The sequence below is a fragment of the Providencia sp. PROV209 genome, assembly GCF_028479485.1.
Taxonomy (GTDB): domain Bacteria; phylum Pseudomonadota; class Gammaproteobacteria; order Enterobacterales; family Enterobacteriaceae; genus Providencia; species Providencia alcalifaciens.
Genome location: NZ_JAMPNR010000003.1, coordinates 149,192 through 175,672, shown reverse-complemented (window position 1 = coordinate 175,672; position 26,481 = coordinate 149,192). Strand labels below are relative to the sequence as shown.

General features: G+C 40.7%; 25 protein-coding genes and 2 pseudogenes. 9 read left to right on the top strand and 18 right to left on the bottom strand.

What is annotated here, in order from left to right:
• Positions 1-202: 202 nt before the first annotated feature.
• The 4 genes and pseudogenes from PR795_RS04700 to PR795_RS04685 all read right to left on the bottom strand — a co-directional run.
• On the bottom strand, positions 203-724 hold the full coding sequence (locus PR795_RS04700; protein ID WP_036965053.1) for a YagU family protein: 522 nt from the start codon (positions 722-724) through the stop codon (positions 203-205).
• A gap of 362 nt (positions 725-1,086) precedes the next feature.
• On the bottom strand, positions 1,087-1,542 hold the full coding sequence (locus tag PR795_RS04695; protein WP_006661916.1) for an Hsp20 family protein: 456 nt from the start codon (positions 1,540-1,542) through the stop codon (positions 1,087-1,089).
• Positions 1,543-1,761: 219 nt separating this feature from the next.
• Positions 1,762-1,866: pseudogene (gene ymcF / locus PR795_RS04690) on the bottom strand (cold shock small protein YmcF); the annotation flags it as partial.
• Positions 1,867-1,878: 12 nt separating this feature from the next.
• A pseudogene (locus tag PR795_RS04685) lies at positions 1,879-2,066 on the bottom strand (cold shock domain-containing protein); the annotation flags it as partial.
• A 470-nt stretch (positions 2,067-2,536) separates the two neighbouring features.
• On the opposite strand from PR795_RS04685, the gene ttcA reads away from it, so the two are divergent.
• Positions 2,537-3,478 (top strand): tRNA 2-thiocytidine(32) synthetase TtcA, encoded by a 942-nt coding sequence (gene ttcA / locus PR795_RS04680; protein ID WP_272516703.1) that lies wholly within the window; start codon positions 2,537-2,539, stop codon positions 3,476-3,478.
• A gap of 265 nt (positions 3,479-3,743) precedes the next feature.
• On the opposite strand, the gene zntB is transcribed toward ttcA, so the two are convergent.
• Together zntB and PR795_RS04670 are read right to left on the bottom strand one after the other, a co-directional pair.
• On the bottom strand, positions 3,744-4,727 hold the full coding sequence (zntB, locus tag PR795_RS04675; RefSeq protein ID WP_006661918.1) for a zinc transporter ZntB: 984 nt from the start codon (positions 4,725-4,727) through the stop codon (positions 3,744-3,746).
• Between the two features lie 363 nt (positions 4,728-5,090).
• Positions 5,091-6,713 carry a peptide ABC transporter substrate-binding protein gene (locus tag PR795_RS04670; protein ID WP_272516694.1) on the bottom strand — a complete coding sequence of 541 codons (1,623 nt, stop codon included), beginning with the start codon at positions 6,711-6,713 and terminating at the stop codon, positions 5,091-5,093.
• A 461-nt stretch (positions 6,714-7,174) separates the two neighbouring features.
• Here PR795_RS04670 and tpx point away from each other — a divergent pair, with 461 nt between their 5' ends.
• On the top strand, positions 7,175-7,675 hold the full coding sequence (gene tpx / locus PR795_RS04665) for a thiol peroxidase (protein ID WP_006661920.1): 501 nt from the start codon (positions 7,175-7,177) through the stop codon (positions 7,673-7,675).
• 124 nt (positions 7,676-7,799) lie between these two features.
• Here the strand turns inward: tpx and PR795_RS04660 are convergent, their stop codons facing one another.
• From PR795_RS04660 to pspA, 8 genes are all read right to left on the bottom strand, one after another.
• Complete coding sequence (locus PR795_RS04660; protein WP_006660050.1) at positions 7,800-8,174, bottom strand: hypothetical protein; 375 nt, start codon at positions 8,172-8,174, stop codon at positions 7,800-7,802.
• A 273-nt stretch (positions 8,175-8,447) separates the two neighbouring features.
• Positions 8,448-8,876, bottom strand: a complete 429-nt coding sequence (locus PR795_RS04655) for a hypothetical protein (RefSeq protein WP_036962198.1) — start codon at positions 8,874-8,876, stop codon at positions 8,448-8,450.
• 4 nt (positions 8,877-8,880) lie between these two features.
• On the bottom strand, positions 8,881-10,446 hold the full coding sequence (tyrR, locus tag PR795_RS04650) for a transcriptional regulator TyrR (protein WP_006661922.1): 1,566 nt from the start codon (positions 10,444-10,446) through the stop codon (positions 8,881-8,883).
• 233 nt (positions 10,447-10,679) lie between these two features.
• Positions 10,680-11,735: a YcjF family protein gene (locus PR795_RS04645; protein ID WP_181480802.1), complete on the bottom strand. Its 1,056-nt coding sequence runs from the start codon at positions 11,733-11,735 to the stop codon at positions 10,680-10,682.
• On the bottom strand, positions 11,732-13,129 hold the full coding sequence (locus tag PR795_RS04640) for a YcjX family protein (protein WP_006660055.1): 1,398 nt from the start codon (positions 13,127-13,129) through the stop codon (positions 11,732-11,734). Before PR795_RS04640 ends, PR795_RS04645 begins: the two co-directional genes overlap by 4 nt.
• Before the next feature lie 89 nt (positions 13,130-13,218).
• Entirely contained in the window at positions 13,219-13,575 is a 357-nt protein-coding gene (gene pspC, locus PR795_RS04635; protein ID WP_006660056.1) for an envelope stress response membrane protein PspC, read from the bottom strand.
• Positions 13,575-13,805, bottom strand: a complete 231-nt coding sequence (gene pspB / locus PR795_RS04630) for an envelope stress response membrane protein PspB (protein WP_006660057.1) — start codon at positions 13,803-13,805, stop codon at positions 13,575-13,577. Before pspB ends, pspC begins: the two co-directional genes overlap by 1 nt.
• A 71-nt stretch (positions 13,806-13,876) precedes the next feature.
• Entirely contained in the window at positions 13,877-14,542 is a 666-nt protein-coding gene (gene pspA / locus PR795_RS04625; protein WP_006660058.1) for a phage shock protein PspA, read from the bottom strand.
• A gap of 285 nt (positions 14,543-14,827) precedes the next feature.
• Between pspA and pspF the strand changes: the two genes are divergently transcribed.
• The 6 genes from pspF to sapF all read left to right on the top strand — a co-directional run bounded on the left by pspF (position 14,828) and on the right by sapF (position 21,507).
• Positions 14,828-15,835 carry a phage shock protein operon transcriptional activator gene (pspF, locus tag PR795_RS04620; RefSeq protein WP_272516693.1) on the top strand — a complete coding sequence of 336 codons (1,008 nt, stop codon included), beginning with the start codon at positions 14,828-14,830 and terminating at the stop codon, positions 15,833-15,835.
• 349 nt (positions 15,836-16,184) lie between these two features.
• Complete coding sequence (gene sapA / locus PR795_RS04615; protein WP_006661926.1) at positions 16,185-17,870, top strand: ABC transporter substrate-binding protein SapA; 1,686 nt, start codon at positions 16,185-16,187, stop codon at positions 17,868-17,870.
• Positions 17,867-18,832: a putrescine export ABC transporter permease SapB gene (gene sapB / locus PR795_RS04610; RefSeq protein WP_006660061.1), complete on the top strand. Its 966-nt coding sequence runs from the start codon at positions 17,867-17,869 to the stop codon at positions 18,830-18,832. Before sapA ends, sapB begins: the two co-directional genes overlap by 4 nt.
• Positions 18,819-19,709 carry a putrescine export ABC transporter permease SapC gene (sapC, locus tag PR795_RS04605; protein ID WP_006661927.1) on the top strand — a complete coding sequence of 297 codons (891 nt, stop codon included), beginning with the start codon at positions 18,819-18,821 and terminating at the stop codon, positions 19,707-19,709. The genes sapB and sapC overlap by 14 nt, the downstream gene beginning before the upstream one ends.
• Complete coding sequence (sapD, locus tag PR795_RS04600; protein ID WP_006660063.1) at positions 19,709-20,704, top strand: putrescine export ABC transporter ATP-binding protein SapD; 996 nt, start codon at positions 19,709-19,711, stop codon at positions 20,702-20,704. The genes sapC and sapD overlap by 1 nt, the downstream gene beginning before the upstream one ends.
• Complete coding sequence (sapF, locus tag PR795_RS04595) at positions 20,701-21,507, top strand: putrescine export ABC transporter ATP-binding protein SapF (protein ID WP_006660064.1); 807 nt, start codon at positions 20,701-20,703, stop codon at positions 21,505-21,507. The genes sapD and sapF overlap by 4 nt, the downstream gene beginning before the upstream one ends.
• A gap of 54 nt (positions 21,508-21,561) precedes the next feature.
• Here sapF and PR795_RS04590 read toward each other — a convergent pair whose 3' ends face one another.
• The gene (locus tag PR795_RS04590) at positions 21,562-22,428 is read right to left on the bottom strand and encodes a DUF817 domain-containing protein (protein WP_036979318.1); all 867 of its coding nucleotides are present in this window, start codon (positions 22,426-22,428) and stop codon (positions 21,562-21,564) included.
• Between the two features lie 292 nt (positions 22,429-22,720).
• On the opposite strand from PR795_RS04590, the gene gstA reads away from it, so the two are divergent.
• Complete coding sequence (gstA, locus tag PR795_RS04585; RefSeq protein WP_006660066.1) at positions 22,721-23,335, top strand: glutathione transferase GstA; 615 nt, start codon at positions 22,721-22,723, stop codon at positions 23,333-23,335.
• A gap of 66 nt (positions 23,336-23,401) precedes the next feature.
• Here gstA and pdxY read toward each other — a convergent pair whose 3' ends face one another.
• From pdxY to pdxH, 3 genes are all read right to left on the bottom strand, one after another.
• Positions 23,402-24,265 (bottom strand): pyridoxal kinase PdxY, encoded by an 864-nt coding sequence (gene pdxY / locus PR795_RS04580; RefSeq protein ID WP_006660067.1) that lies wholly within the window; start codon positions 24,263-24,265, stop codon positions 23,402-23,404.
• A 110-nt stretch (positions 24,266-24,375) separates the two neighbouring features.
• A complete protein-coding gene (gene tyrS / locus PR795_RS04575; RefSeq protein WP_006661929.1) occupies positions 24,376-25,650 on the bottom strand; it encodes a tyrosine--tRNA ligase in 1,275 nt (424 codons plus the stop codon).
• A 160-nt stretch (positions 25,651-25,810) separates the two neighbouring features.
• Positions 25,811-26,464, bottom strand: a complete 654-nt coding sequence (gene pdxH, locus PR795_RS04570; protein WP_006660069.1) for a pyridoxamine 5'-phosphate oxidase — start codon at positions 26,462-26,464, stop codon at positions 25,811-25,813.
• Positions 26,465-26,481: the final 17 nt, after the last annotated feature.

The window sequence follows — 26,481 nt, the reverse complement described above, 5'->3', positions numbered from 1 at the left end:
GGGATGATGTCCTATCAAGCATCCGAGTTAATTGATAACAATGTAATTGATTCTGAGTCTGCATATATCTGACAATCATCTAGAAATCAAAAAAATAAAAAGGTCGCACTAGGCGACCTCTCGAATAGATAACTTATATAGCTTAAACGAGCCTTTACATTTTATCAGTAATTTATAATAGATAAGGGGTAAACATCCCAATCTACTCAGCATCTTTTTCTTTGGTTAAACAATAACGCAAATTTTGCCTAATTGCTTCAATTGACCAGATCCAAAAAGCTGTTCCAACAAACTCAGAAATAAGGGCTTGATAGCCAGCAGTCCATAGCCAGCCAGATAGTCCTAATAATGGTACGACTAAGCCATGAGCAAAAATAGAAACAGCGATACCAAAACAAATACCGTGTAATAATCTAACTTTGGGTAAATACTCAGCAATAATACAATATATTACTGCAATCACTATTGAAAATAATATATGGACACCATTTCCCCCCCAATTAATGCTATAGCCCATCCAATGATAAGTCATTGTATCTATATTTAACCCAAGCTTTTCTAGTAAGACGATTGGCGGTGGTGTTGTTTCAATGGTTCTTGGCGGAATTAAGCCTTCAAAACCTGACTTGACTAATGCTGAAAAAATACCCGCGATGATACCAACATATATTGCTATACCAATATGTCTGGAACTTTTTTTTGTTAACCTAAAAAAATCAATCATTATATACTCGCTCTATAATTTGGATATTATAAGTATAGTAGAGATAAGAATACGTGTTTATTATTTTAATTATTAGTTATAACAGTACGGCTTAATTCATAGGATAACAGTAATTTTTTTCTTAAACATAAACAAATAATCAATCAAAAAGAGAAAAATAAACACATGTATTTTAACAAAATAGCATTTAAATATATATAAAAATCACTTAAAAGCGAGATTTCATACTATAAGATTAACGGATTTGTATTAACATTGATTCTTTAAGCACACAATATTGCCTTACTATACACCAATGCTCATAGCAACCTCTATTGAATAAAAAACCCGCCATTGTTGGCGGGTTAAAAAATATAGAAAAATTATTTTGTATCTTTATTTTCAATAGCTATGACCCGAGGTTTTTCTTCTTCCGGGATTTCATATTCAATATTTAATGTTAACAAACCGCTTGATAATTCTGCATTTTCAATTTTTACATTCTTACCGAGATTAAATTCAAGAGAAAACTTATTTTGAGTTATCCCTTGATGAATCCATTTTTCTGAATCATTAACTAATTCAGTTGATTGCTCACCTTGTACATAGAGTTTCCCACCTTTTAAGGATACACTTAACTCATCCTCCTTATAACCAGGAACACTAACAGTTAATTGATAATTTGATTCATTTATTTGTTTTAAATTATATGGATGCTCTGAGGTTAATGGCCGGTTACCTGTTAATTGACTGAATAAACGATCCATTTGGTCAAACCTGTTAGAAAGCAGGTTATCAGATAACGCTGGAAATAATGAAAAAGATCTAATGTTAGACATAATTTCTCCTTCAATATCAAAATAAATATCTATTACATAAGCACTATTAGCCAGTATGGATTAATTTTTTATCCTGTTACATCACTTATATAGGATTGCTAGCGAGAATTTCAAGATAATGATTACAGTTCTTTACATTTAATATAGGCAGTCATAAAAAAATCACCACAGCGAGGTTCTTAACCATAGCCTGTCAAGTGACTAACATGCCTGAGCTTGCATGGTGCTTTTGCAAAAAATACATTTAGCACCAGAAGGGTCACTTTTTGTTACTTCAAAATGGTACCGTCTGTACTGAGTCCCTTTACAGCAAAGACATCTCATAACGATATCGCCCTAAAGCGCCACCACATTTGCCGCAGCTGGACCTTTTGCACCATTCGCTACTGAGAAACTAACTTTTTGTCCTTCAGTAAGCGTTTTGAAGCTATCACTTTGAATTGCACAAAGTGTACGAACACATCTTTGCTTCCATCTTCAGGAGAAATAAAACCAAAGCCTGTAGATTCGTTAAACCATTTTACTAAAAAATGTCATTGTATTAGACATATTGAATTCCTTTAGATTTTAATTGTTGCCACACGGCATATAGATACGATCATTATTTTAATCATCAATATGAATTGAAAATGTACTTAACATAAAAAACATAACATACTGATAAATATTTATTTTTATGATATAGACTCCTGATGCCGTCTTATTATCATCCCACTTAATTTGCCTTCAAATCGATCAGAGTATGATCATAAGGTAGAACCTTTTTTGCTTACTAGTATCGAAAGCCCCCTACCATCTGCTATCATTGCTGGCTTAGAGATTTCTTTACCGTGAATGTTTTTTAGCTTTTTGTCTGTGAATTTTTATTAAATTCTGACATATCAGTCTTATTCAATGTCTTACTACATGAGTCAGTGTAAGACTGGGTTAATTCGGAAACAACGAGAACGACAAAAAACCAAAAAACATATACTTTTCAAAAAATTAAATAGCAATCAGAAACAAGAAAGAACAACCGAGAATGACGACTAATAAAGAGCAATATAACCTAAATAAACTCCAAAAAAGAATCCGCCGTGATGTTGGGCAAGCTATCGCCGATTTTAATATGATTGAAGATGGTGACCGCATCATGGTTTGCCTATCTGGGGGAAAAGATAGCTACACCCTACTGTCTATTTTGCAAAGCCTGCAAAAAAGTGCCCCAATTTCATTCTCTTTGGTTGCGGTAAACCTAGACCAAAAACAGCCTGGCTTCCCTGAGCATATTTTACCGGCTTACTTAGAGGAACTCGGTGTTGAGTATAAAATCGTTGAAGAAAATACTTACGGTATTGTGAAGGAAAAAATTCCTGAAGGAAAAACGACCTGCTCTCTGTGTTCTCGTCTGCGCCGTGGTATTTTGTATCGTACAGCAACAGAGATAGGTGCAACCAAAATCGCATTAGGTCATCACCGCGATGACATTTTACAAACACTGTTTTTAAACATGTTCTATGGCGGAAAATTAAAAGGCATGCCACCAAAGCTCATGAGTGACGACGGGAAACACATTGTTATCCGCCCTCTGGCTTATTGCCGTGAAAAAGATATTGAGCGTTATGCGAAAGCCAAAGCATTCCCTATCATTCCTTGTAATCTGTGCGGTTCTCAGCCTAATTTACAACGTCAAGTGATTAAAGAGATGCTCCGTGATTGGGATAAACGCTATCCTGGTCGCATTGAAACCATGTTTAGCGCAACTCAAAATGTTGTTTCCTCGCATCTGTGTGACACTGAACTTTTTGATTTTAAAAATATCTCTCATGGAGATGCCGTGATCAATGGCGGCGATATGGCTTTTGACCGCGAAGAGCTACCGACTCAGCCAATGATGGATGAAGATGATCAGCCCGACTATAACGCTGACCGTTTAGATGTAATTGAACTTAAATAAGATTACTCATAGTTATCCCACTACCTCTATATAATAGGGGTAGTGTCAGATTTTATGCAAAAAAAAAGCCGATGTAAGAGACATCGGCATTACAGTGGTCAATTATTCTGTATAAGAACTCAATATGAGAAAAACTACAATTATGGAGCACAACGTTCATCGCTCAACGTTGCATTCACCTGCGGGAGTAATATTGCCTTAAAACCCTATTCACTTTATTGATTTATCTCAAACTAGTGCCCATTATCCAGAATAATTCACCGTCTTATAACCATCGACTTCTTTTTAACCACCAGAACACTGTGGCAATCAAACCCGCGAGTAACAAGCAGAATGTACTGAAGGCAAACTTGAACTCATTACCCGGGATCCCCCCTAAATTCACACCAAATAAACCGGTTAAAAACGTGGTGGGTAAGAATATCATTGCCATTAATGACATAGTATAAATTCGGCGATTCATCATTTCTGTCATCATGTTCGTAATTTCGTCAGACATAATCGCAGTACGCGCAATAAAACCGTCTAGATCTTCAATACAACGCCCGAGTCTGTCCGATATTTCTTGCAAACGACGTCTATCATTTTCATCCAGCCATAATAATTTTTCGGCCGTTAACCGTGAAAACATATCTCGTTGCGGTGCCATATAACGGCGAACAACAATAATTTGTTTACGCAACAGGGCTAATTCCCCTCTTTCCGGAATTTCGCCATGCAATATCACATCTTCCATTTCAATCAATCGTTCGTGAAGAGAATCAGTAAAATCACTAATTTCATCAGTCATTGCATCCGTAACATCAGCAAGCCATTCTCCTGTGCTTTGAGCACCTACACCTTCTTTTAAATCATCAATAACCGAATCCAATGAATGAACACGTCGATGTCTACATGAAACAATCAAACGGCTATTCATGAAAATGCGAAATGCCACTAGCTGCTCTGGACGCTGACCTGTCGTGTTATTTAATGTCTGCAATGTGAGTAACACACCATCGCCAATACGCACCATACGCATACGATTCATTTTACCAGTCAGTGATGATTTCACTTGGTCATTAAATAAATCAGTCTGTTGGATCCAGCTAGCGGTCTCTTTATTTTTATAATCGTAATGCAGCCAAAATGGAGATTGCTGTGTCGCATTTGCATTTAAATCGATAGGAAGAACCCCGCCATTCCCATCTAACTGAAAGGCATGAACAGGGCTAGAGTGTTGAAATTGCGATCCATAGGTCGACGCCATGCAAATATCTCCATAAATTGAAAAGTAAGGTATTTTTAGTTGATTAAAGGGAATATTGCAATGATTTCAATAACAAAATAAAAATACAAAGTTTAATTTAGTGTTAAAGAACAGAAAATAAAAGCATTAAAATAAGATGGTGTGCAGGATTTATAGCTCAATGAAATTTCTCAATTTTTGCTAGGGAGATCCCATTCGATTGACACAAATTAGCAATAAAACCGCAAAGTTTTTCCCTATTATTAGCTCTGTAGTGTTTATTCCTTTTTGGTCCTCCTTCTAACTCTCCAGTGGAAGGAGTTTTTTTATTTTAGGACCGCAAAAAGTTTAGCCAGCACGGTGGGTACTGGCTAAATATCATTGTTAATGCTTAATAATATAGAAGCTATGGCTGTATGCCACATCCTCTGGATTTTCAATCGGATAACCTTTCAACCACGGCTTAATCAACCGTGCATTCGTGTATTGGTAGATTGGCGTAATTGGCGCTTCTTTAGCAATAATCGCTTCTGCTTGATTATAATAGGCATTACGTTGAGCATCATTGGTTTCAATACTTGCTGACGTCATTAATGCATCATATTGCGAGCTATTAAACTTAGGAATATTGCCATTATGTTGAGATGTCAGGAGCGATAAAAAAGTCGATGGCTCATTAAAATCCCCAATCCACGATGCGCGGATCACATCAAAGTTTCCGGTGTTACGGCTATCAATGTAGGTTTTCCACTCTTGGTTCACTAACTTAACCTGAACCCCTAGCTTCTTCTTCCACATAGAAGCAATCGCAATCGCAATTTTTTGGTGGTTTTCCGAACTATTATAAAGCAATGTCAATTCCAAAGGGTGAGCTTCACTATACCCTGCTTGTTGTAACAATATTTTAGCTTGTTGATCCAACTCTTTTTGCTTATGTGACTGATACAGTCCTTTTTGGGGCTTGAAACCTGCGGTGACATCAGGTGTAAAATAATAAGCGGGTTTCTCACCAGTGCCTAATACTTTGCTGGCAATCAGTTGTCGGTCAATCGTCATAGATAATGCCTGACGGACTCTCACATCATTTGTCGGTGCTCGCTGAGTATTGAATGCGTAATAGTAGGTACCTAATTGGTCAGGCGTAAAAACTTCATTCGGAATATCTTGTAATAATTTTTGATAACGCTGTTTCGGGAAGGATTCAGTAATATCTAAATCACCCGCCAAATAGCGATTGGTTGCATGAGACTCTTGGTTAATCGGAACAAAGGTGACCTTTGTGATAACGGTATTTTTATGATCCCAATAATGCGGATTTGGGGTTAGTACGATTTTTTCATTCACAACGCGATCATTCAGTTTAAATGCACCGTTTCCAACCAAATTTCCCACTTTTATCCAATCTGCGCCATATTGTTCAACGGTTCCACGATGGACAGGAAACAGGCTAAAGTTAGCAGTTAATGAAGGAAAATAAGGAACTGGCTTATTTAAGACAATTTTCAATGTATGCTTATCTACTGCTTCTACTCCTAATTGCTCTGGAGGAAGCTTTCCATCAATAATATCTTGCGCATTATTAATACCAGCCAGTGCAGCAAACCAAGCAAATGGGGAAGTATTAGCGGGAGTCACTAAACGACGCCAGCTGTAAACAAAATCTTCGGCGGTAACGGGTTCACCATTCGACCACGCAGCATCAGGACGTAATTGAAAAACCCAAGTTCGGTTATCATTGGTATGCCAATTTAATGCCACTCCCGCGATTGGCTGACCGTGATTATCTTGATTAACAAGACCCTCAAATAAATCACGCATGACTTGAGCTTCTGTAAGGCCAACTGATTTAATTGGATCTAATGATGCGGGTTCATCTTTAAGATGGCGCACAACTTCTTGATTTTCTGCTAAAACAGTACCTGCGGGAATGGTCGCGCTGAGAGTAGATGTAGAAAGGAAAAGTGACGAAATGAATACAGCTAAAGAGGTCAATGAACGTTTATGCATATTATTATTTCTATCTATTAATCAAAAAGAAGGTAACTCAACAGTAAAAACCATTGAGCTTTGATGAATTCATCCATTAAAAACCGCTAAATTCATATTTAGTAAGTCAGCGCTCTCCCAATGATATCCAGTAAACCATTGACTTGATTATCGGTTTAAAATTAGCTTTCGCCTCATCATATAACAAGTAAAACACGGCACAAAGCGCTCTTTTTATCCCATTGAATATGGTATTTTAGGATGATACATAATAAAAAACATAAACTCTTAATAGAGCTTATTAATTGTATACTGCAGCGTCACCTTCTTGTTTATCATACTGAGAAGCTGACAATGCAATTGGTCAATAATAGAATGTAAAAACAACAGTTCAGGGCGTGAAATTACGTAATTTTTTGATTATAAATATTACTTTCTCATTTCATCCTCTGCAGCTCAACCTATAAACGGGAGAAAAACGAATGTCACAGACAGTTAAACTCAAAGGCAACAGCATTTCACTTGCAGGTACATTTTTACAGGCAGGTTCACAAGCGAAACCTTTCACTTTAGTCGCTAAGGATTTAAGCGAAGCAACTTTAGAAACGTATCAAGGTAAACGCAAAATTCTGAATATTTTTCCAAGTGTAGATACCGGTGTTTGCGCTGCCTCTGTACGAAAATTTAATCAACTAGCAAGTGGTTTAGATAACACCGTTGTTTTATGTATTTCTGCTGACTTACCTTTCGCACAAGCTCGCTTTTGTGGTGCTGAGGGTTTAGACAACGTCGTTACATTATCTGCATTCCGTAGCGATTTCGCAGCAGATTACGGTGTTGAGATGACAACAGGACCATTAAAAGGCTTAACTGCACGTTCTGTCGTGGTATTAGATGAGAATGACAAAGTCATTTACAGCCAGCTAGTTCCTGAAATTACCGAAGAACCTGATTATGACAACGCGCTAAATAGCCTGAAATAATCTCAATTTATGCTGGACCACAATCACCGATACTTTCAGTGATTGTGGCCTTTTTTATCGACAGGTATTTTACGAATAATGTTGACGGGTAGCATTGACGTTTACGAGGCTTACGCAGCACGTTTTAATCAACATGAGCCCAAAATAGCCGTTTGTGATTTTTCGCGTTAACGACATTAGTAAAAATCATGTTTTCCTTCATCATACTCACTAATGAGTGTGACAGAGTACTTAATACTCGCTGTGCTTGCTCTTGTGTAACAGGGCAACAAGAAGTGAGAATATCAATAATCAAATCCCGCGGTTTATCCCCATTTTTCACTAGTGCTTCCCACGTAAAACGGGTCTTTTTGGCTAAATAATTTGCCGCTGCCTTATTCATTAAATAAAGTTCTGCCGCAGCATTAGCTGATTCAAACATATCACCTTGATAGTGACTCTTAGACATATACTCACGTAGCTTGAAATTGACAATAAAATTAATAGTGAATTGTTCCATTGCAACTCCTTGAAGGTATAAAACCAGCGTTGCTATTATTCATAATCAATGCACAACTTAAGCATTTATTTATCATTAACTGAGAAAGTAAAATGGCGTTCACCATTTTTATAGCAGAAAAAATCACCAGCACGCAATGATCAAAGCATCGCTTTTTAGGTAAAGAACATGAAAATTTGGGTTAATCGAGTTAGCTCACTAAATTATTTGCGCTTATATTTAATTTAGTGAGCATTTTCATTGGATGGGCTTTACAAGTTGGGAGCGGTGCCATTAATCTGGAAAGTACCGTATTTCAAGCAAAGTGTCTTTCTTGTCTTGAATAAACTGGAGATAGGTTTCTCCTCCTGAAAAACTTTGCTCAATTTCTAATTTATTCTCACCACTCCAACGGTAAATAATCGATAGACAATTATCATCAGAGCAAATCACTTCCTTGTTTTTATTGGGTTCTAATTTCGCCTCTAAAAACTGTTTATCCTCACCGAGCAAGTCACGATATTCTTGATAAGCGCTAAGCAATGAACGATCAGAAAAATGGCACTGAGTTAACGCACCGTTTTCATACACGTCATCCATTGTTTGCACTGCATTTTTGCAAAGTTTATCAATCAATTTATTGTTTGGTTTTTCTTGTGCGAAGCTGTTGACGCTCACGCTCATTAATATGCCGATCACACTCAATTTTAAAATATTCTTCATCGCGTTAGTCTTGCTCTTTCTTAGTGCTGAGACCATATTCTCTCAATTTATTCGCAATCGCAGTATGAGAAATATCTAAACGTTTTGCCAATTTTCTTGTGCTCGGATAATCACGATATAGTCTTGCTAATACAGATGCTTCATAACGTTTGGTAATATCATCCAGCGAGCCATTTAATGTATCTAAAGCAATCGCAGGTGCATTAACTGCATCCGGTAATTGAACATCGCCCACATCCAGAATATCGCCATTAAATTGCGATAATCCTTGATATAATGCATTCCTCAATTGTCTAACATTGCCTGGCCAGTAATAAGAATTCAGTGATTCAATTAATGCTGGTGAAATTTTAGGTTCAGCAATATGTAATTCTTTAGCAAAGTTAGCCACAAACATTTTAGTGAGCGGTTTAATATCTTCACTGCGCTCTCTTAATGGTGGAATAGTCAATGTCAGTACATTCAGGCGATAATAGAGATCTTCTCGGAATTTTTTCTGTTCGACTAATTCGGGTAAGTTTTTCTGTGTCGCACAGATCACTCGTACATTTACCTTAACTTCATGCTCCTCACCGACACGTCGGAATGTGCCATCATTCAGGAAACGTAGCAGCTTGATTTGCATTTGAGGCGACATCTCGGCAATTTCATCCAGTAAGACAGTTCCACCGTTTGCCTGCTCAAAAAAGCCTTTTTTCCCTTCAATAGCATTTGGATAGGCACCCGCAGCATATCCAAATAACTCACTTTCGACGACATCATCCGGCAACGATGCACAATTTAATCCTAAAAATGGCGCATTGCCGCGAGCACTGTGTAAATGGCACGCTTTTGCCAAAATATCTTTACCTGTTCCCGTTTCACCGACTAACAAAAGTGGCTCATCAAGCATTGCAACACGTTTGGCTCGCTCGATCACTTGAACCATAGCAGGGCTAACCGCAACAATTTGGTTAAATCCACGGTTATCCACATCAACTTCTGCCGCTTGCTTACGCTGATTTTCCAATATAGCGACCGATTTGAGGAGAATAACTGCGCCTGTGCAGTGAAATTTTCCGTCTTCATCCGCTAGAATGATTGGTGTGACCTGCATTAAATAGTCACTTCCTTTTACAGAGACTCGCTCGGTATAAGGCTCAGGTGACTCCCGCTCAAACCAACGATGTAGCCCATGATTAGGAATTAACTGCGAAAAAGATTTTTGTTTGATTTTGGTTTCATCAACCCCAAATAACTGCAAACTCATTGGGTTAATCAATTCGATATTCAGCTTATTATCAATGGATAATACAGGTTCAGGGAATGAGTTAAGCAATGCCCAAACAGCTCTATGCTCACGCTCTGATGGCATAAAGTAGATACGACGTACATCAATCACTCCATTAATACGGCGGATCTCTGCCATTAACGTGCTAAAAACCTGAAAATCGACAGGTGCAAAATTCAGGTAAATTCGACGTTGAGCTGAAATTTCGATACCTTTTAAGTCAATGTTTTGTAGGACTAAAAGATCAAGTAATTCACGCGTTAAACCGATACGGTCTTGGCAGGTCACTTCGAGGCGCATGATGAAACCTTCTGTAGAGAACATAATTCTTGATATTTTAGCGTTAATTAGGTCAGTAATACAGTATTCGTGTCACATATTGTTGACACCCATCTAGTTTCTAAGAAATATCAGTCCGAGTTTTTTCTTAGAAAGCAGGGTTGTTGATTAAACAGACAGGAAAAGTCTCTTTTAGAGGGGATAGGCAGGATGTGATTAAACTGTCAACTCATCCTGCCAGCTATATTTACAGCTTATGAATTATCTTTCTTTGTGGGGATCGCGTTTTTCAACTGCCCAATTAATTGGCGGCGGAAATCGCCTAATCTTGGCTTATCGTCTATCCATGGTAATGGACGACATAGCTCCATCGCCTTGATACCAAGTCTAGCCGTCAGTAACCCAGCCCCTATTCCTTGTGCCGCTCGAGTCGAGAGCCGCGCGGTAATATCCTGAGACAGCCAGTCCATACCCACTTCACGAATAAGCTCGGATGCACCTGCAAATGCAATATTAATCAGTACCATACGAAATAAACGAATTCGGCTATAGTACCCAAGTTCAATACCATAAATTGCCGCAATGCGATTAATTAAACGAATATTGCGCCATGCAATAAATGCCATGTCCACAATCGCCAATGGACTGACTGCAATCATTAATGCAGATTCTGCCGATGAACGGCTAATCTCTTTGCGTGCTTGTTCATCCAAAATTGGCTGCACTAATTTACTATATAGCTCAATCACTTCCCTATCGTTATGGGAGTCATGAACGGTTGCTTGCCAACTCTGAATGGCGGGATGCTGCATCGGTAATGCGGATTGCTTGGCTAGCTTCTCACAAAATGCCTTACCCTGCCCCATTCCATGGCTATGAAGCAATTCCCGTGCATGATCTCGCTCTTGAGCTCTCTCCCTGAGTCGATATAAACGCCTCCATTCACCAACCACAGAGCCAACACCAGCCACGACAATCAGTCCGCCCGCAGCAGCCGTTCCAAGTGCAGTCCAATCTTGGGTAATCCATGATTGGTGGATCCAAATACCTAATTGAGCAACAACGCTTACGCCAAAAATACCCGCTGCAGTCCCAACCAGTTTTCGCCAAAAACTGCGCTTAGGTTTGAGTGCGTCATTGATCAAGCTTTCAACTTCACCGTCTTGGCTATCTTGCTCTTCCTGTATATCGACTGGAATAAATTTTTCAAATGCACTTTCATCAAAAGTTTGAGCTTGTTTTAACGACTCCATAGCAGGTTTACCTGCTTTATCTGCAAAATCCACACGTTGTTTTAGAGGTTCACTCATTTCAGTTTATCTCCTAACAAAAATTCCAGCGCACTGTCCATTCGGATATGAGGCAAAGGTTGGTCTAACGGCGTTGGACGAGGGCGGAAATTTTCAAATTGGAAGCCCTGCTGTTGCCAGAACTGTTCATTTGGCAAACGCTTAGGCACATCTCCTGGGTAGAAAGTCAGTGGCTGACCATCACTAAGACGTTCGCCTTTCAACGCTGGTAATTTTTCGCCTTTATAATCGACAATACCGCTTTCCGTTGCTTGAATTGACGCAAGCCCAACACAATCCATACTGATACCTTCAAATGCTGCATTTTGCCATGCATCTTGGACTAGTTGTTGTAATAACGAGACCAAATTAGCATGTTGGTCGGGTGTAACATGATCGGATTTACTGGCTGCAAATAGAAGCTTATCAATACATGGGGAAAACATCCGTCTAAGTAATGTGCGTTTTCCATAATGGAAGCTGCGCATTAACTGTGTTAACGCCATCCGCATATCATTGAATGCGTCTGCACCGCTATTTAGGGGTTGCAAACAATCCACCAGCACAATTTGACGATCAAAACGTTGAAAATGGTCTTTATAAAACCCTTTCACCACATGGTCACAATAGTATTGATAGCGGCGCTGCAACGCACCAATATTGGTGTGTTTATCCGCTTGCACTAACTGTTTTTCACCATATTTTTCAATGTTTGGCCATGGGAAAAACTGTAATGCAGGTGCACCCGCGAGATCTCCCGGTAAGACAAACCGACCAGGTTGAATAAAGTGCTGCCCTTGACGCTTACATTCATGTAAATATGCAGTGTAAGCATCCGAAATTTCAGCTAACAAGTTCTCATCTACGGGCGCTAATGGGTCACATTTTTCGCAAAGCTGTAACCACTCATTAGCGAGTTCAGCACGCTTGCCTTTCAGCAGCACCTTCATTTGGCTAGACCATGTTAAATAGTTCAGATCCAGCATAGGTAAATCCAGTAACCACTCTCCCGGATAATCTACAATCTCCAAATACAAGGAGGAGTTATCTACGAAATGACGAACAAATGAGTCATTTGAACGGTAATGCAGTTTTAAGCGAATTTCGCTGACACCTCGAGTTGGCGTGGGCCATTGAGGCGGATTCCCATACAGTGAGGCAATACCTTCATCATAAGCAAAACGAGGAATAGACATATCGCGCTGAGGGATACGTTTAACGCCTAAAATACGTTTGTCTCTTGCCGCAGAAAATAGCGGGAGACGCGCACCTGTCGTGGAATTAAGGAGTTGATTGACGAGAGAAGTGATGAATGCAGTTTTGCCACTACGGCTTAGCCCCGTAACAGCAAGCCTTACATGGCGATCAACGCTACGGTTCATTAAGTCAGTTAATTCATTTTGTAGCCGTTTCATAGTGCTCCTAATTCTCGCTCTCCCAATAAAAATATAATGGGAATACAGTTATTAAACTCTATTCCCATTTATGTGATGGTGCAAATCTGTTATAGGTGACGAAATTTACTGTTCACGGTATAAGTATCCGAGGTCACATAGCGTTCCATTTGACGCAACTTCATTTCTCCAGCTTGTAGCTGTGCATCAATTTGGTTTAATAGTGTCGTCACTTCAAGACCAATGTCTCTTTCACTGCGATAACCACTTGGCGCAGCTTCAACAAAAAAGCACATCACCACATACACAATTAAGGTCAATCCAAAGCTCATAAACAGGGCGAGTACTGCTAATGCTCTGACCAAAGCAACCGGTAACTCTAAATAGTCAGCGAGACCGGAACAAACACCACCAAAAACCCGTTTATCCGTTAAGCGATATAACTTACGGTTGCGTAGATTAGTCATTATTTTTGCCTCCAATTTGGATGCTCGGCATCTAAAATATCTTCAAGCGTTTTAATACGTTGCTGCATACGAGATGACTGTTCAGCCAATTGCATTAAACGTTGCACTTCATTCTCAGTAAGCTGACTTCCCTGCCCGTTATTTTTCTTACCATAATGGAGCCACAACCAAATTGGCAGAACAAAAATGACAAAAATGATTAATACGAGAGACAATAAAACGTAGCCCATCACATTTCCTTATTTATGGTTATTTAGCCTAGCGCACTGGCGCAGAAATACTGCGCCTTGCGTGTTTAATATTATTCGTCTTTGTTAATTTTAGCTTTAAGCGCGGCTAATTGTGCACTAATTTCATCATCCGCTTTTAACTCAGCAAATTGCTGTTCTAAAGAGCGTTGTTTACCAATACCGTAGCTTTGCGCTTCGCCTTCCATATGGTCAATACGGCGCTCAAACTGCTCAAAACGTGCCATCGCTTCATCCAGTTTACCACTATCTAACTGGCGACGAACGTTGCGGCTTGATTGCGCAGCTTCTAAACGCACTGTCATTGACTGCTGTTTTGCACGAGTTTCTTGCAATTTATTTTCTAATTCAGTGATTTCACCTTTTAAGCGAGTCAGTGTTTCATCAACAATAATCAGCTCATGTTTTAAGGTATCGACCATGGCGCTGACTTTTTGCTTTTCAATCAATGCCGCACGCGCTAAATCTTCTTTATCTTTAATGAGTGCTAATTCCGCTTTTTCTTGCCATTCAGCAATTTGCTTTTCACCCATTTCCACACGACGCTCTAAGCTTTTTTTCTCCGCTAGCGTACGTGCTGATGTGGAGCGAATTTCCACTAACATGTCTTCCATTTCCTGAATCATCAGGCGGATCATTTTCTGCGGATCTTCAGCTTTATCAAGCAGTGAAGCAATGTTGGCATTAATGATGTCGGCAAAACGTGAAAAAATACCCATAATTTATATCCTCTTGATGGATGTTATCTTTCTGTAGAGCCTCAACCCGATGTTGGCGTCCAACCAATACGTGATGCTCCATGAATATAAAATTGAAATTATTAAACCGATAATTATTTCAATTTAAATCTTTTACAACTCTAAAATAGCAAGCAGCGTGCCAACTTTTCAATTATCAAATAACATGTTGAAAACAAACAAAAATAAAATTTTATTTTCTATTGGTGACCATTTACACTATAGTTAAAGGCAGGTGAAATTAACCAACACTTGGTAAAAAAAACCATGAAAGAAACTAACAATACTATCATTGGGGTTTCCAGCAATTTCCTCGATGTTCTCGAACGAGCCTCCGAACTTGCAAAACTCAATAAGCCTGTGCTCGTCATTGGTGAACGAGGAACGGGTAAAGAGCTCATCGCCGATCGTCTTCATTATTTATCCCCACGCTGGCAAGAGCCTTTTATCTCCTTAAATTGCAGTGGACTCAATGAGAACTTACTGGATTCTGAATTATTCGGGCACGAAGCAGGTTCATTTACCGGCGCACAAAAGCGCCATCAAGGTCGCTTCGAACGTGCGGACAAAGGGACGCTGTTCCTTGATGAGCTCGCAACGGCTCCTATGTCTGTCCAAGAAAAGCTCTTACGAGTGATTGAATATGGCGAGCTAGAACGTGTCGGAGGAAGCCAATCTTTAAAAGTGGATGTTCGCTTAGTGTGCGCAACCAATGCCAATCTTCCGGAGCTGGCACGTCAAGGGCGATTTCGCGCAGATTTACTCGATAGGCTCGCCTTTGAAGTCCTGCATATGCCACCTTTACGAGAGCGCATTCCAGATATTCTTTTGCTCGCTGAGCACTTTGCGATTGGCATGATAAGGGAGTTAAAACGTCCTTATTTCACGGGTTTTTCTGAAAAAGCACAACAGACTCTCATGCAATATGCTTGGCCGGGTAATATTCGTGAGCTTAAAAATGTGGTGGAACGATCGGTATATCGTCATGGAGAAAGTGACCAACCTGTCGATACGATTATTTTAGATCCGTTTGGGGAAAAACTTGCCGAACTACATGATGCCACCCCGTCCTCATCAGCCCCCCAAGAAGCGCACCTTTCCTTCCCTTTTGATTTACGCCAATGGCAATTGGAATCGGAAAAAAATCATGTTAAAGCAGCACTACGTCACGCGCATTTTAATCAGCGTAAAGCCGCTCAGTACTTGTCACTCAGCTATGATCAATTTCGAGGATTGATAAAAAAACATCAAATTAGCTTAGAAGGCGGCGATTGAGCAAAAAAAAAGCCAGCACCCGAGCTGGCTATACAAATAAAACACTGGAAGCAATGTGAGCAATGTCATGCCTTGTCTGCAAAAGCTAAGCACTTAGGAGACGAATTTAATGATAATGGTTATTAGTATCATTTGTAAAGCTTTTTAATGCGATTATTTCTCATTAAGATTAGATGCAAAATAACTCTTTATTTTATAATTAATTACGACCAAGTTGATTCTCATTTACATACATTAACTTTCGTTTCAATTGATATTATGAACAAAATATCACCACAAATTTTGCTTATACCCAGTAACCCTATTTTTACGCTACAATAAGGCAATTCAGGTCAACTACATTAGATCTATGCGCCTTTTAACTCTTTGGTTTTTATTTACTGTTTCTCTGTCAGCATTGGCTGAGCAAACAGACATAAGTTACAAAGACACCATTGCCAATGATGTCCCAGCAGATATTCGCCAAAATGGCTTCATTTACTGCGTCAATGGCATTGTCACTACATTTAACCCACAACTTGCCAGTAGTGGGTTAATTATTGATCCCCTTGGTGCACAACTGTATGACCGCTTGCTCGATGTTGACCCATTTACTTATCGATTAATTCCCGAACTAGCCTCACGTTGGGAAGTGCTGGATAACGGTGCTACCTACCGGCTATACCTCAGAAAAGACGTCAAATTTCAAACTACACCTTGGTTTACACCAACACGCAATATGAATGCTGATGATGTGGTTTTTAGCTTCTCTCGCATGTTCGAAACGAGTAATCCGTACCATTTTATTAATGGTGGACGTTATCCTTATTTTGACAGTTTGCAATTTGCGAGTAGTGTCGAAAGCATAAAAAAATTAAATAATTATGCGGTTGAGTTTCGCTTAAAATCCCCCGATGCTTCCTTTTTGTGGCATTTAGCGACTCACTATGCACCGATTTTATCTGCGGAATATGCAGATGCACTCTCTGCGAGCAATCACCAAGAAATGATTGATTGGCGCCCCGTAGGGACAGGTCCATTCTATTTTGATGATTACCAATCTGGGCAGTTTGTCCGTTTATTACGTAATAAAGATTATTGGAAGGGAGAACCTCGTATGGAGGAAGTGGTCGTTGATATGGGGGCCGGTGGTACTGGGCGCATATCAAAACTGCTCACAGGGGAATGTGATGTTCTTGCTTACCCTGCTGCCAGTCAATTAAAAGTCCTACGTGATGATCCTCGCCTGCGTATTTCCATGCGCTCAGGCATGAATATCGCCTATTTAGCCTTTAATACCAGCAAGCCTCCACTCGACCAACTCAAAGTTCGCCAAGCCATATCCTATGCAATTAATAATGAGCGACTCATGCAATCCATTTACTATGGCACCGCAGAGACGGCTTCATCCATTTTGCCACGCGCTTCTTGGGCGTTTGATAATCAAACAAAAATAACTGATTACAATCCAGAGCTGTCGAAGCAGATGCTACAAGAAATGGGATTAGAAAATTTGAAACTTGAGCTATGGGTTCCTGTTGCATCACAATCCTATAACCCAAGCCCTTTAAAAATGGCAGAGTTAATTCAGGCTGATCTTGCACAAGTAGGCATTGTCATGAGTATCCGCTCGGTTGAAGGTCGCTTCCAAGAAAATCAGTTAATGGATCGTTCTCATGATATGACATTGGCGGGTTGGACAACCGACAGTAATGACCCTGATAGCTTCTTTCGCCCTCTGCTAAGTTGTGCCGCAATTGGTTCACAAACTAACTTAAGCCATTGGTGCGATACACAATTTGATGAGGTTTTACATAAAGCCCTTCTGACCCAAGAGCTGGCTGATCGCATTGATTACTATCATCAAGCACAGAAGATTCTCGCTGAAGAATTACCCATTTTACCCCTAGCTTATTCACTGCGTTTACAAGCTTATCGTTTTGATATGAAAGGATTAGTGATTAGCGCTTTTGGGAACACCTCATTTGCTGGGGTTTATCGTGAAATGCAAGAACCGAAAAAAGTAGTACCTAATAAGGCGGAGCAGCAGCCATGATCATCTATTCTTTGAGGCGACTGCTACTTTTGCTGGTAACTGTATTTTTTCTATCACTGGTCAGCTTTAGCTTAAGTTATTTCACACCCAATGCGCCACTCAGTGGTGCATCACTCATTGATGCCTATATTTTCTATTTCGATGGTTTATTGCATTTCGATTTTGGGGTTTCCAGCATTAATGGTGAACCCATTACGGACCAACTTCAAGACACATTCCCAGCCACTATGGAACTGTGCATTCTCGCTTTTTTATTCGCGTTGTTTGTGGGCATCCCACTTGGAATGATCGCCTCATTTTGGCGTAATAAACCCGTTGATATCGCAATCAGCACCTTTGCCTTACTTGGGTTCTCCGTACCGGTTTTCGTTTTAGCTTTGGTCTTAACTCTATTTTTCTCTCTCCATTTAGGCTGGTTACCTGTTTCGGGGAGAATTGACCTGCTTTATAACCTAAAGCCAGTCACTGGATTTGCGTTAATCGATGCATGGATTTCGGGCTCACCATATCGTAAAGATATGATTATCAATGTATTAGAACACATGATCCTGCCTGTAGTCACACTCGCACTGGCGCCAACCACTGAAGTGATTCGATTAGTTCGTATTAGTACCGATGAGATAGCCAGCAGTAACTATGTCAAAGCTGCCGCCACGAGAGGGCTTTCCCGATTTAAAATTATCCGCCGCCATATTTTTCATAATGCTATCCCACCTATCATTCCCAAATTGGGTCTGCAATTCTCCACGATGCTAACATTAACGATGGTGACAGAATTAGTGTTTAACTGGCCTGGATTAGGACGTTGGTTGGTTACCGCAATACGCCAAGGGGATTATTCCGCAATTTCCGCAGGCGTCATGTTGATTGGCGCATTGGTGATCACCGTGAACGTATTATCCGATATTTTAGGTGCGATGATGGACCCATTAAAGCATAAGGATTGGTATGTCCTCAGATAATTTTTATCGTGAACAAAAAATGCCATCCCCAACACGGGTGGTGTGGAATATTTTTTCCTCCGACGTCCTAGCAATGATCGGCTTTTTTGGGGTTCTTTTTTTAATCATCCTCTGTTTTGTCGGTCCCTATTTAGCGCCTTATGCCATTGATCAACAATTTTTGGGATACCAAATTACGCCACCATCATGGTCTCATTATGGTGAAGTTGCCTTTTTCTTTGGAACTGATGATTTAGGTCGCGATATTTTAAGCCGCTTACTCATTGGGACAAAATCAACCTTCGGTTCTGCTTTGTTAGTCACCATAATTGCAACAATTGTTGGCTTAGTTTTAGGCTGTTTAGCTGGGATGACTCGTGGTCTTAAATCCGCAGTGTTTAACCACATTCTCGACACTTTGCTATCCATTCCTTCTTTGTTGCTCGCCATTATCGTGGTCGCATTTATGGGTGCCAGTTTGACCAATGCCATGCTGGCGATTTGCCTTGCTTTGATCCCACGTATGGTGCGCACAATTTATGTTGCTGTTCATGATGAACTTGATAAAGAGTACATTGTGGCAGCACGCTTAGATGGCGCTTCAAACATCTTTATTTTGTGGTATACCGTATTACCGAATATCACGCCGATTTTAGTCACTGAGCTGACGCGTGCGCTTTCAATTGCCATTTTGGATATTGCTGCTCTAGGCTTTTTAGACCTAGGCGCTCAACTTCCATCTTCCGAGTGGGGCGCCATGCTTGGGGATACGTTAGAGCTCATTTATGTTGCACCGTGGACCGTGATTTTGCCCGGTGTGGCGATAATGTCGAGTGTCTTGTTTGTAAACCTACTAGGTGATGGACTACACCGTGCGATTAATTCGGGGGTAGAATAATGCCATTACTTGATATTCGTAATTTAACGATTGAGTTTATGACCGCCAATGGTCCCGTTAAAGCCGTTGATCGGGTATCTATGACCCTCTCTGAAGGTGAAGTTCGTGGCTTAGTTGGCGAATCGGGTTCTGGTAAGAGCCTCATCGCGAAAGCCATTTGTGGGATCACCAAAGATAATATCCGTGTCACTGCTGATCGTTTTCGCTTTCAAGATATCGACTTACTTAAGCTTAGCCCGCGCAAGCGGCGTCAACTGATCGGGCATAACATCTCCATGATTTTCCAAGAGCCGCAATCGTGTCTTGATCCCGCGGCTGATATAGGAAAGCAGTTGATTCAATCCATTCCCGGCTGGACATATAAAGGACGTTGGTGGCAGCGCTTTAATTGGCGTAAACGCCGCGCAATCGAATTACTACACCGAGTGGGTATCAAAGATCACAAAGATATTATGCATAGCTACCCTTATGAGCTAACTGATGGCGAATGCCAAAAAGTGATGATCGCCATTGCTATCGCCAACCAACCGCGCTTATTAATTGCAGATGAACCAACTAACGCGATGGAATCCACCACACAAGCACAAATTTTCCGTTTATTGGATAAATTAAATCAAAACAATAATATGGGAATTTTGCTCATCAGCCATGATATGGAAATGATGTCTAAACTGGTGGACCGCATTAATGTGCTGTATTGCGGTCAGACCGTAGAAAGTGCAACACCTGAAGATATTTTACAGCGTCCTCGTCATCCTTATACACAGGCATTGATCCGTTCTATTCCTGATTTTGAAAGCCCAATTCCCCATAAAGGTCGATTGAATACTTTACCAGGCGCAATTCCATCATTAGAACATTTACCGATTGGCTGTCGCCTAGGTCCTCGCTGTCCTTATGCTCAACGTACTTGCATTGATGCGCCACCACTACGCAGTATTAAGGGTCATCTGGTTGCCTGCCACTATCCCCTGAATACGGAGGAGCAACCATGATGGAAACGTTACTTGAAGTGCGTAACCTAACCAAAACTTTCCGTTTTCGTGAAGGACTCTTTCGCCGCCATGAATTGCAAGCCGTTAAGCCCCTGAGTTTTAACCTACAGGCGGGACAAACTTTGGCCATCATTGGGGCAAACGGCTCAGGTAAATCAACCCTTGCCCGTATGCTTTCAGGCGTAACGGAACCGTCTGGTGGTGAAATTCTTATTCGTGGTCATCGACTCAGTTTTGGTGATTATAGCTATCGCAGTCAGCGTATTCGCATGATATTTCAGGATCCAAGCACCTCCTTAAATCCGCGACAGCGTATTGGGCAAACACTGGAATTGCCGTTAAAATTGAATACCGATTTAACGGGAATTGAACGGGAACGACGGATTATCCAAACGCTACGCCAAGTCGGCCTGCTCGCTGATCATGCTGAATATTACCCACATATGCTAGCATCTGGTCAAAAACAGCGAATCGCCCTCGCCCGCGCATTGATTTTACAGCCAGAAATTATTGTTGCTGATGAGGCACTGGCTTCCCTTGATATGTCGATGCGCTCGCAGATCATTAACTTGATGCTCGATTTGCAAGCTAAGCAAGATATTGCTTATATCTACGTGACTCAGCATTTAGGTATGATGAAACACATTAGCGACAAAATGCTGGTGATGGATAAAGGCGAAGTGGTTGAGCGAGGTAATACTGCAGAAGTTCTCGCAGCGCCACTCCATGATGTGACTCGTCGCCTCATTGAAAGCCACTTTGGTGAGCCATTATCCATTGATGCATGGCGGCAAGATTTGTAATCACAGAAAATGCGAGCGAGATTCACTTGCTCGCATTTCACGAAAATCGGGTCTCTAGCGAGCGATTGAAACACAGCTTTTGATATGTTTGAGATGCACCACAATAGTAAAAGTGACGATCACCAACAACGACCATGCCCCCCATTTTCCTGCATGCACCATCGACCATGCTCCAATCTGGTTTGGATATTGCCAAACACCGAAGAACGTCCCAAAATTCTCCGCCAGCCAAATAAAGAAGCCAATTAGCATAAATGCAAGTAACAGTGGCATTTTTCGCTCTTTATCCAATGGGGTGTAAAACACCATGCTGCGAGCATATAAGCCAAAAATAAAGGCAGTCAAATACCAGCGATAATCATCAATATAATGGTGGCTGAAAAAGTTAATGTAGATTGCCAAGGCCACTAAAGTTGCCATCCAGTAAGGCGGATAATGTTCAATCCTAACGTTAAAAAAACGCCAAGATTGAATGATATAACTGCCTACCGCTGCATACATAAACCCCGTAAATAACGGGACACCCCATAATTTAGTATAGGCATCATCAGGATACTGCCATGAACCAATCGTCGCAGAGGTTTTAAATAATTCCATCATAAACCCAACTAAATGGAACACGCAGATAGCTTTTAATTCATCCCACGTTTCTAATTTCGCCCACACCAATAACGCTTGAAATGACACAGCAAAAATCAATAAAACATCATAGCGAGGAACACCCAAGATCCCTTTTGCTGGTACTAGGAATAGTGCTAAAAAGAAAAAACCTGCAAACAAGCAAGAGCGCGCATTAATCAAACCAAAAAACCAAAACTCAAGAATAAAGCGTTTGAATCCTTTACTATTATTAGGTTTGTGCGCCATCAAAAGAGAGTCAAGCTTGGTAAGATGGTTCAATATGTGAGAAACGGATGCCATTTTAGCCGCTCATAAAATGTAGTCGGAGGGGTTGAGGGATAACCTCAATACAATGCGCGAGAGTATAACAAACTACTCTCAGATACCCACCCTGTAACAATCTTAATTTCAGATGATTATCAATTGGCTAGATGGCCAGCTCCTCGCTGCTCACTTATCGTAAGAATCACCTATTTTTACCGATTTTAAATATTGAGACTAATTCCACATCCTTTAGCAATTCTCTTTTTGAATCTAGTGTATACTTGGTGGAACAATAAAGATGATTATTCTATGACTTAGGAGTTTTATAATGAAATTGTATTACGCTCCCGGTGCCTGCTCACTCTCCCCTCACATCATTCTGCGTGAAGCAGGATTAGATTTCAGTATTGTTCGTGTTAACTTAAAAGAAAAAATCACAGAAACGGGTGAGAACTTCTTAGCAATTAACCCTAAAGGTCAAGTCCCTACTCTCGTTTTAGATGATGATGAACAATTAACAGAAGGCGCAGTCATTGTTCAATATATTGCGGATCAAAACCCAAACAGAAATTTAATTGCACTGCCGGGTTCAATGAAACGTTATCATCAGTTAGAAGCGTTAAACTTCATTTCTACCGAACTCCATAAGAACTTCGGACCATTATTTTCCCCTGGTACCCCAGAAGAATATAAAGATGTTGTCCGCGCAAATTTACTGAAGAAATTCCAGTATGTGAACGATGTTCTGAAAAACCAACCTTACTTTGTTGCCAAAAGCGATTTCTGTGTCGCTGACGCATATTTGTTTACTGTCACTAATTGGACCCGTTTGGTCGGTGTTGATATCAGTGGATTAAGCCATCTGAATGAATATTGCGAAAAAATTGCTAAACGACCAAAAGTTCAAGAAGCATTAGAAGCAGAAGGATTACTGAAAAAGTAATCACTCACAAATAACCATTTATACAAAAACAGCGCCAATGGGCGCTGTTTTTATTTACAATCTCAATTAATCTAACTGAGTTGCACAGAACTTATGTTGAGGATTAACCATCAAATCTTGAGCTGCAACTAATTGAAGCTCGTATTCACCCATTTCTTTAGTTTTCAACATTACTTCATAAACCGCCGCGGCAACATGCTCTAAGCCTTTATTTAATGGCTCGCCTTTCAAGATATTGACCAACATTAGACCGCTAGTTAAATCACCAACCCCAACAGGTTGCTTTTCACCAAAATCCACTAATGGACGGCTAACATGCCAACTATGTTCTGCAGTGACTAAAATCATTTCAAAGCGATCTGCACGATAACCCGCTCGGCTCAAATGCTTAACTAATACTGTTTTAGGACCTTGATGGCATAACTTACGCGCCGCGTTCACCGCTTGCTCAACCGTAGTGATTTTTTCATTCGCTAACGTTTCTAACTCTAATAAGTTAGGTGCAATAACATCACTCGCCGCTAATGCTTGCTGGCAAAGAAACTCAGCCACTCCGGGGGCAACGATACACCCTTTTTCTGGGTGTCCCATAACAGGATCACAAAAATAGAGTGCTTGAGGATTTGCAGCTTTAACCTTTTTCACAATTGCCAGAATGTCACTACCTTGTTCAGCGGAGCCAATATATCCACTTAACACGGCATCACAGATTTCAAGCTTATGAATCTTTGCTAATCCCTCGACAATATCCGTCAAGTGTTGAGCGGGAAATACAGAACCTGTCCATTGAGGATATTGTGTATGGTTGGAGAATTGCACTGTGTTAAGTGGCCACACATCTACGCCCATACGGCACATAGGGAATGCAGCAGCACTGTTTCCTGCATGGCCGAAAACAACATGGGATTGAATTGATAATACGCTTTTCATTGGAAACCCAGAGAATTGTTATGTCGAATGAAGAGAAATCAGTGAGTAGCCATTGCCAATATGAATAGCCCGGAGATTTCCGGGCTCAATATTACAAAGGTTCGTCAGAGCTATTTCCAGTTAATTAAGCAGTCGTTCTTCTTACCGCGGCGGATAAGGGTATAACGGCCAAATAAACGGTCAGCATCAGTAAATACATACATTGGTTCAGTTTGTTTTTGACCATTGATAGATACTGCATTTGAGCTGATTGCGGTTCTAGCTTGACCACGGGAAGGAGCCAGCTCTGAATCAACTAATGCTTGCTGAAGATCTGCGCCGTCTTCAAGGGCGATGCATGGAATACCATCTTGCGCCAATTGCTCGAAGTCAGCCTCAGTTAAATCAGATACCGCACCAGAGAATAGGCTTTCAGTAATACGTTTTGCTGCTGCAAGACCCGCTTCGCCGTGAACTAATTTAGTCACTTCCTCTGCTAATACATACTGTGCTCGAGGTGCTTTGCCACTATTTTTGTCTTCTTCTTCCAATGCATCTATTTCGCTTAATTCCATGAAAGTAAAGAATTTCAGGAAGCGATAAACGTCAGCATCTGCTGTATTGATCCAGAATTGGTAGAATTTATATTGGCTGGTTTTCTTTGGATCTAACCAAACTGCACCACCTTCAGTTTTACCGAATTTAGTACCGTCAGTTTTGGTGATCAGAGGAACGGTTAAACCAAATACTTGGTTTTGGTGTAAACGACGTGTTAAGTCGATACCGGAAGTGATATTTCCCCATTGGTCTGAACCACCAATTTGCAGTTCAACACCCATCTCTTTATTCATATTCGCAAAGTCATAACCCTGTAACAGGTTATACGCAAACTCAGTGAAAGAGATGCCGACATCATCGCGGTTTAAACGCTGTTTAACGGACTCACGATTAATCATTTGGTTAACAGAGAAGTGTTTACCAATATCACGTAAGAACGTCAGTACGTCCATTTTGCCAAACCAATCATAGTTGTTAGCTAGACGTGCGCTGTTTTCACCGCAATCAAAACTAAGGAATGGTGAAACTTGGTTACGGATTTTTTCTACCCACTCTTGAACGGTTTCTGTGGTGTTTAATTTACGTTCAGTAGCTTTAAAGCTCGGATCGCCAATTAGACCCGTTGCGCCACCAACCAACGCCACAGGCTTGTGCCCGGCTAGTTGGAATCGTTTTAAACACAGCAAAGGAACCAGATGTCCCAAGTGCAAGCTGTCAGCGGTAGGGTCGAAGCCACAATAGAGAGAGATAGGGCCCTGCGCCAGTCTCTCTGCTAACGCATCCTCATCCGTTACCTGGGCAACGAGGCCCCGCTCTTGCAATTGTTTAATCAGGTTATTGCTAGACATCAATGACTCCATCGGTTGAATTTTGTCTATCTATTTTAATATTAAAAATGGACAAAGTGAGACAACGCTCAAAGGCTTGCCAATATGATTTGTCAATTTTCTTAAACGAGGCTATAGCATAAAGCGCATATCAATTAAGCGCCAGCTAAAAAACCATTTATTACGGGGCTAATCGGTCAATTACCCAACCATCCCCTTCTCTTTGGTATAGAAAGCGGTCATGCAGGCGGTGAGCACCACCTTGCCAAAATTCGACACTATTGAAAACAACACGATATCCCCCCCAAAAACTGGGTAATGGAACCTCGCCATTTTGGAATTTCTGTTTAAGTTCTAAAAATTTCCCTTCTAGGATCCCTCGCGCTGAAATTCTCGAAGATTGCGCCGATGCCCAAGCCGCAATTTGGCTATCTTTTGGACGGCTATGGAAATATTTCAGTACTTCAATCGGGCTCAATCGCTCAGCAACTCCCGTAAAATGAACCTGACGATCCAATTGATACCATGGGAAATGCAGGCTGATTTTATTGTTATGCTCTAAATGCTGCGCTTTACGACTACCTAAGTTGGTATAAAAAACTAACCCATCTTTATCAAAATGCTTTAATAACACGATTCGCTGATAAGGCTGTCCGGTTTCATCGACGGTTGCTACACACATTGCGGTAGGATCGGTTAACCGTGCTTCGCAAGCTTGCTTTAACCAACGCTCAAAAAGCGGAATCGGATCAGGAGTTAAATCTTTGCGTCTCAAGCCACCTTTTGTATATTCACGTCGTACCGCGGCAAGATCGATCTCTTCAAGCTCGTTCATTTTACTGTCCTTTATAG

Bases quoted from the DNA above. Each gene is read 5' to 3' on its own strand.
- PR795_RS04700 (WP_036965053.1), bottom strand. From the start codon at position 724: ATGATTGATTTTTTTAGGTTAACAAAAAAAAGTTCCAGACATATTGGT.
- PR795_RS04695 (WP_006661916.1), bottom strand. From the start codon at position 1,542: ATGTCTAACATTAGATCTTTTTCATTATTTCCAGCGTTATCTGATAAC.
- zntB (WP_006661918.1), bottom strand. From the start codon at position 4,727: ATGGCGTCGACCTATGGATCGCAATTTCAACACTCTAGCCCTGTTCAT.
- PR795_RS04670 (WP_272516694.1), bottom strand. From the start codon at position 6,713: ATGCATAAACGTTCATTGACCTCTTTAGCTGTATTCATTTCGTCACTT.
- tpx (WP_006661920.1), top strand. From the start codon at position 7,175: ATGTCACAGACAGTTAAACTCAAAGGCAACAGCATTTCACTTGCAGGT.
- PR795_RS04660 (WP_006660050.1), bottom strand. From the start codon at position 8,174: ATGGAACAATTCACTATTAATTTTATTGTCAATTTCAAGCTACGTGAG.
- PR795_RS04655 (WP_036962198.1), bottom strand. From the start codon at position 8,876: ATGAAGAATATTTTAAAATTGAGTGTGATCGGCATATTAATGAGCGTG.
- tyrR (WP_006661922.1), bottom strand. From the start codon at position 10,446: ATGCGCCTCGAAGTGACCTGCCAAGACCGTATCGGTTTAACGCGTGAA.
- PR795_RS04645 (WP_181480802.1), bottom strand. From the start codon at position 11,735: ATGAGTGAACCTCTAAAACAACGTGTGGATTTTGCAGATAAAGCAGGT.
- PR795_RS04640 (WP_006660055.1), bottom strand. From the start codon at position 13,129: ATGAAACGGCTACAAAATGAATTAACTGACTTAATGAACCGTAGCGTT.
- pspC (WP_006660056.1), bottom strand. From the start codon at position 13,575: ATGACTAATCTACGCAACCGTAAGTTATATCGCTTAACGGATAAACGG.
- pspB (WP_006660057.1), bottom strand. From the start codon at position 13,805: ATGGGCTACGTTTTATTGTCTCTCGTATTAATCATTTTTGTCATTTTT.
- pspA (WP_006660058.1), bottom strand. From the start codon at position 14,542: ATGGGTATTTTTTCACGTTTTGCCGACATCATTAATGCCAACATTGCT.
- pspF (WP_272516693.1), top strand. From the start codon at position 14,828: ATGAAAGAAACTAACAATACTATCATTGGGGTTTCCAGCAATTTCCTC.
- sapA (WP_006661926.1), top strand. From the start codon at position 16,185: ATGCGCCTTTTAACTCTTTGGTTTTTATTTACTGTTTCTCTGTCAGCA.
- sapB (WP_006660061.1), top strand. From the start codon at position 17,867: ATGATCATCTATTCTTTGAGGCGACTGCTACTTTTGCTGGTAACTGTA.
- sapC (WP_006661927.1), top strand. From the start codon at position 18,819: ATGTCCTCAGATAATTTTTATCGTGAACAAAAAATGCCATCCCCAACA.
- sapD (WP_006660063.1), top strand. From the start codon at position 19,709: ATGCCATTACTTGATATTCGTAATTTAACGATTGAGTTTATGACCGCC.
- sapF (WP_006660064.1), top strand. From the start codon at position 20,701: ATGATGGAAACGTTACTTGAAGTGCGTAACCTAACCAAAACTTTCCGT.
- PR795_RS04590 (WP_036979318.1), bottom strand. From the start codon at position 22,428: ATGGCATCCGTTTCTCACATATTGAACCATCTTACCAAGCTTGACTCT.
- gstA (WP_006660066.1), top strand. From the start codon at position 22,721: ATGAAATTGTATTACGCTCCCGGTGCCTGCTCACTCTCCCCTCACATC.
- pdxY (WP_006660067.1), bottom strand. From the start codon at position 24,265: ATGAAAAGCGTATTATCAATTCAATCCCATGTTGTTTTCGGCCATGCA.
- tyrS (WP_006661929.1), bottom strand. From the start codon at position 25,650: ATGTCTAGCAATAACCTGATTAAACAATTGCAAGAGCGGGGCCTCGTT.
- pdxH (WP_006660069.1), bottom strand. From the start codon at position 26,464: ATGAACGAGCTTGAAGAGATCGATCTTGCCGCGGTACGACGTGAATAT.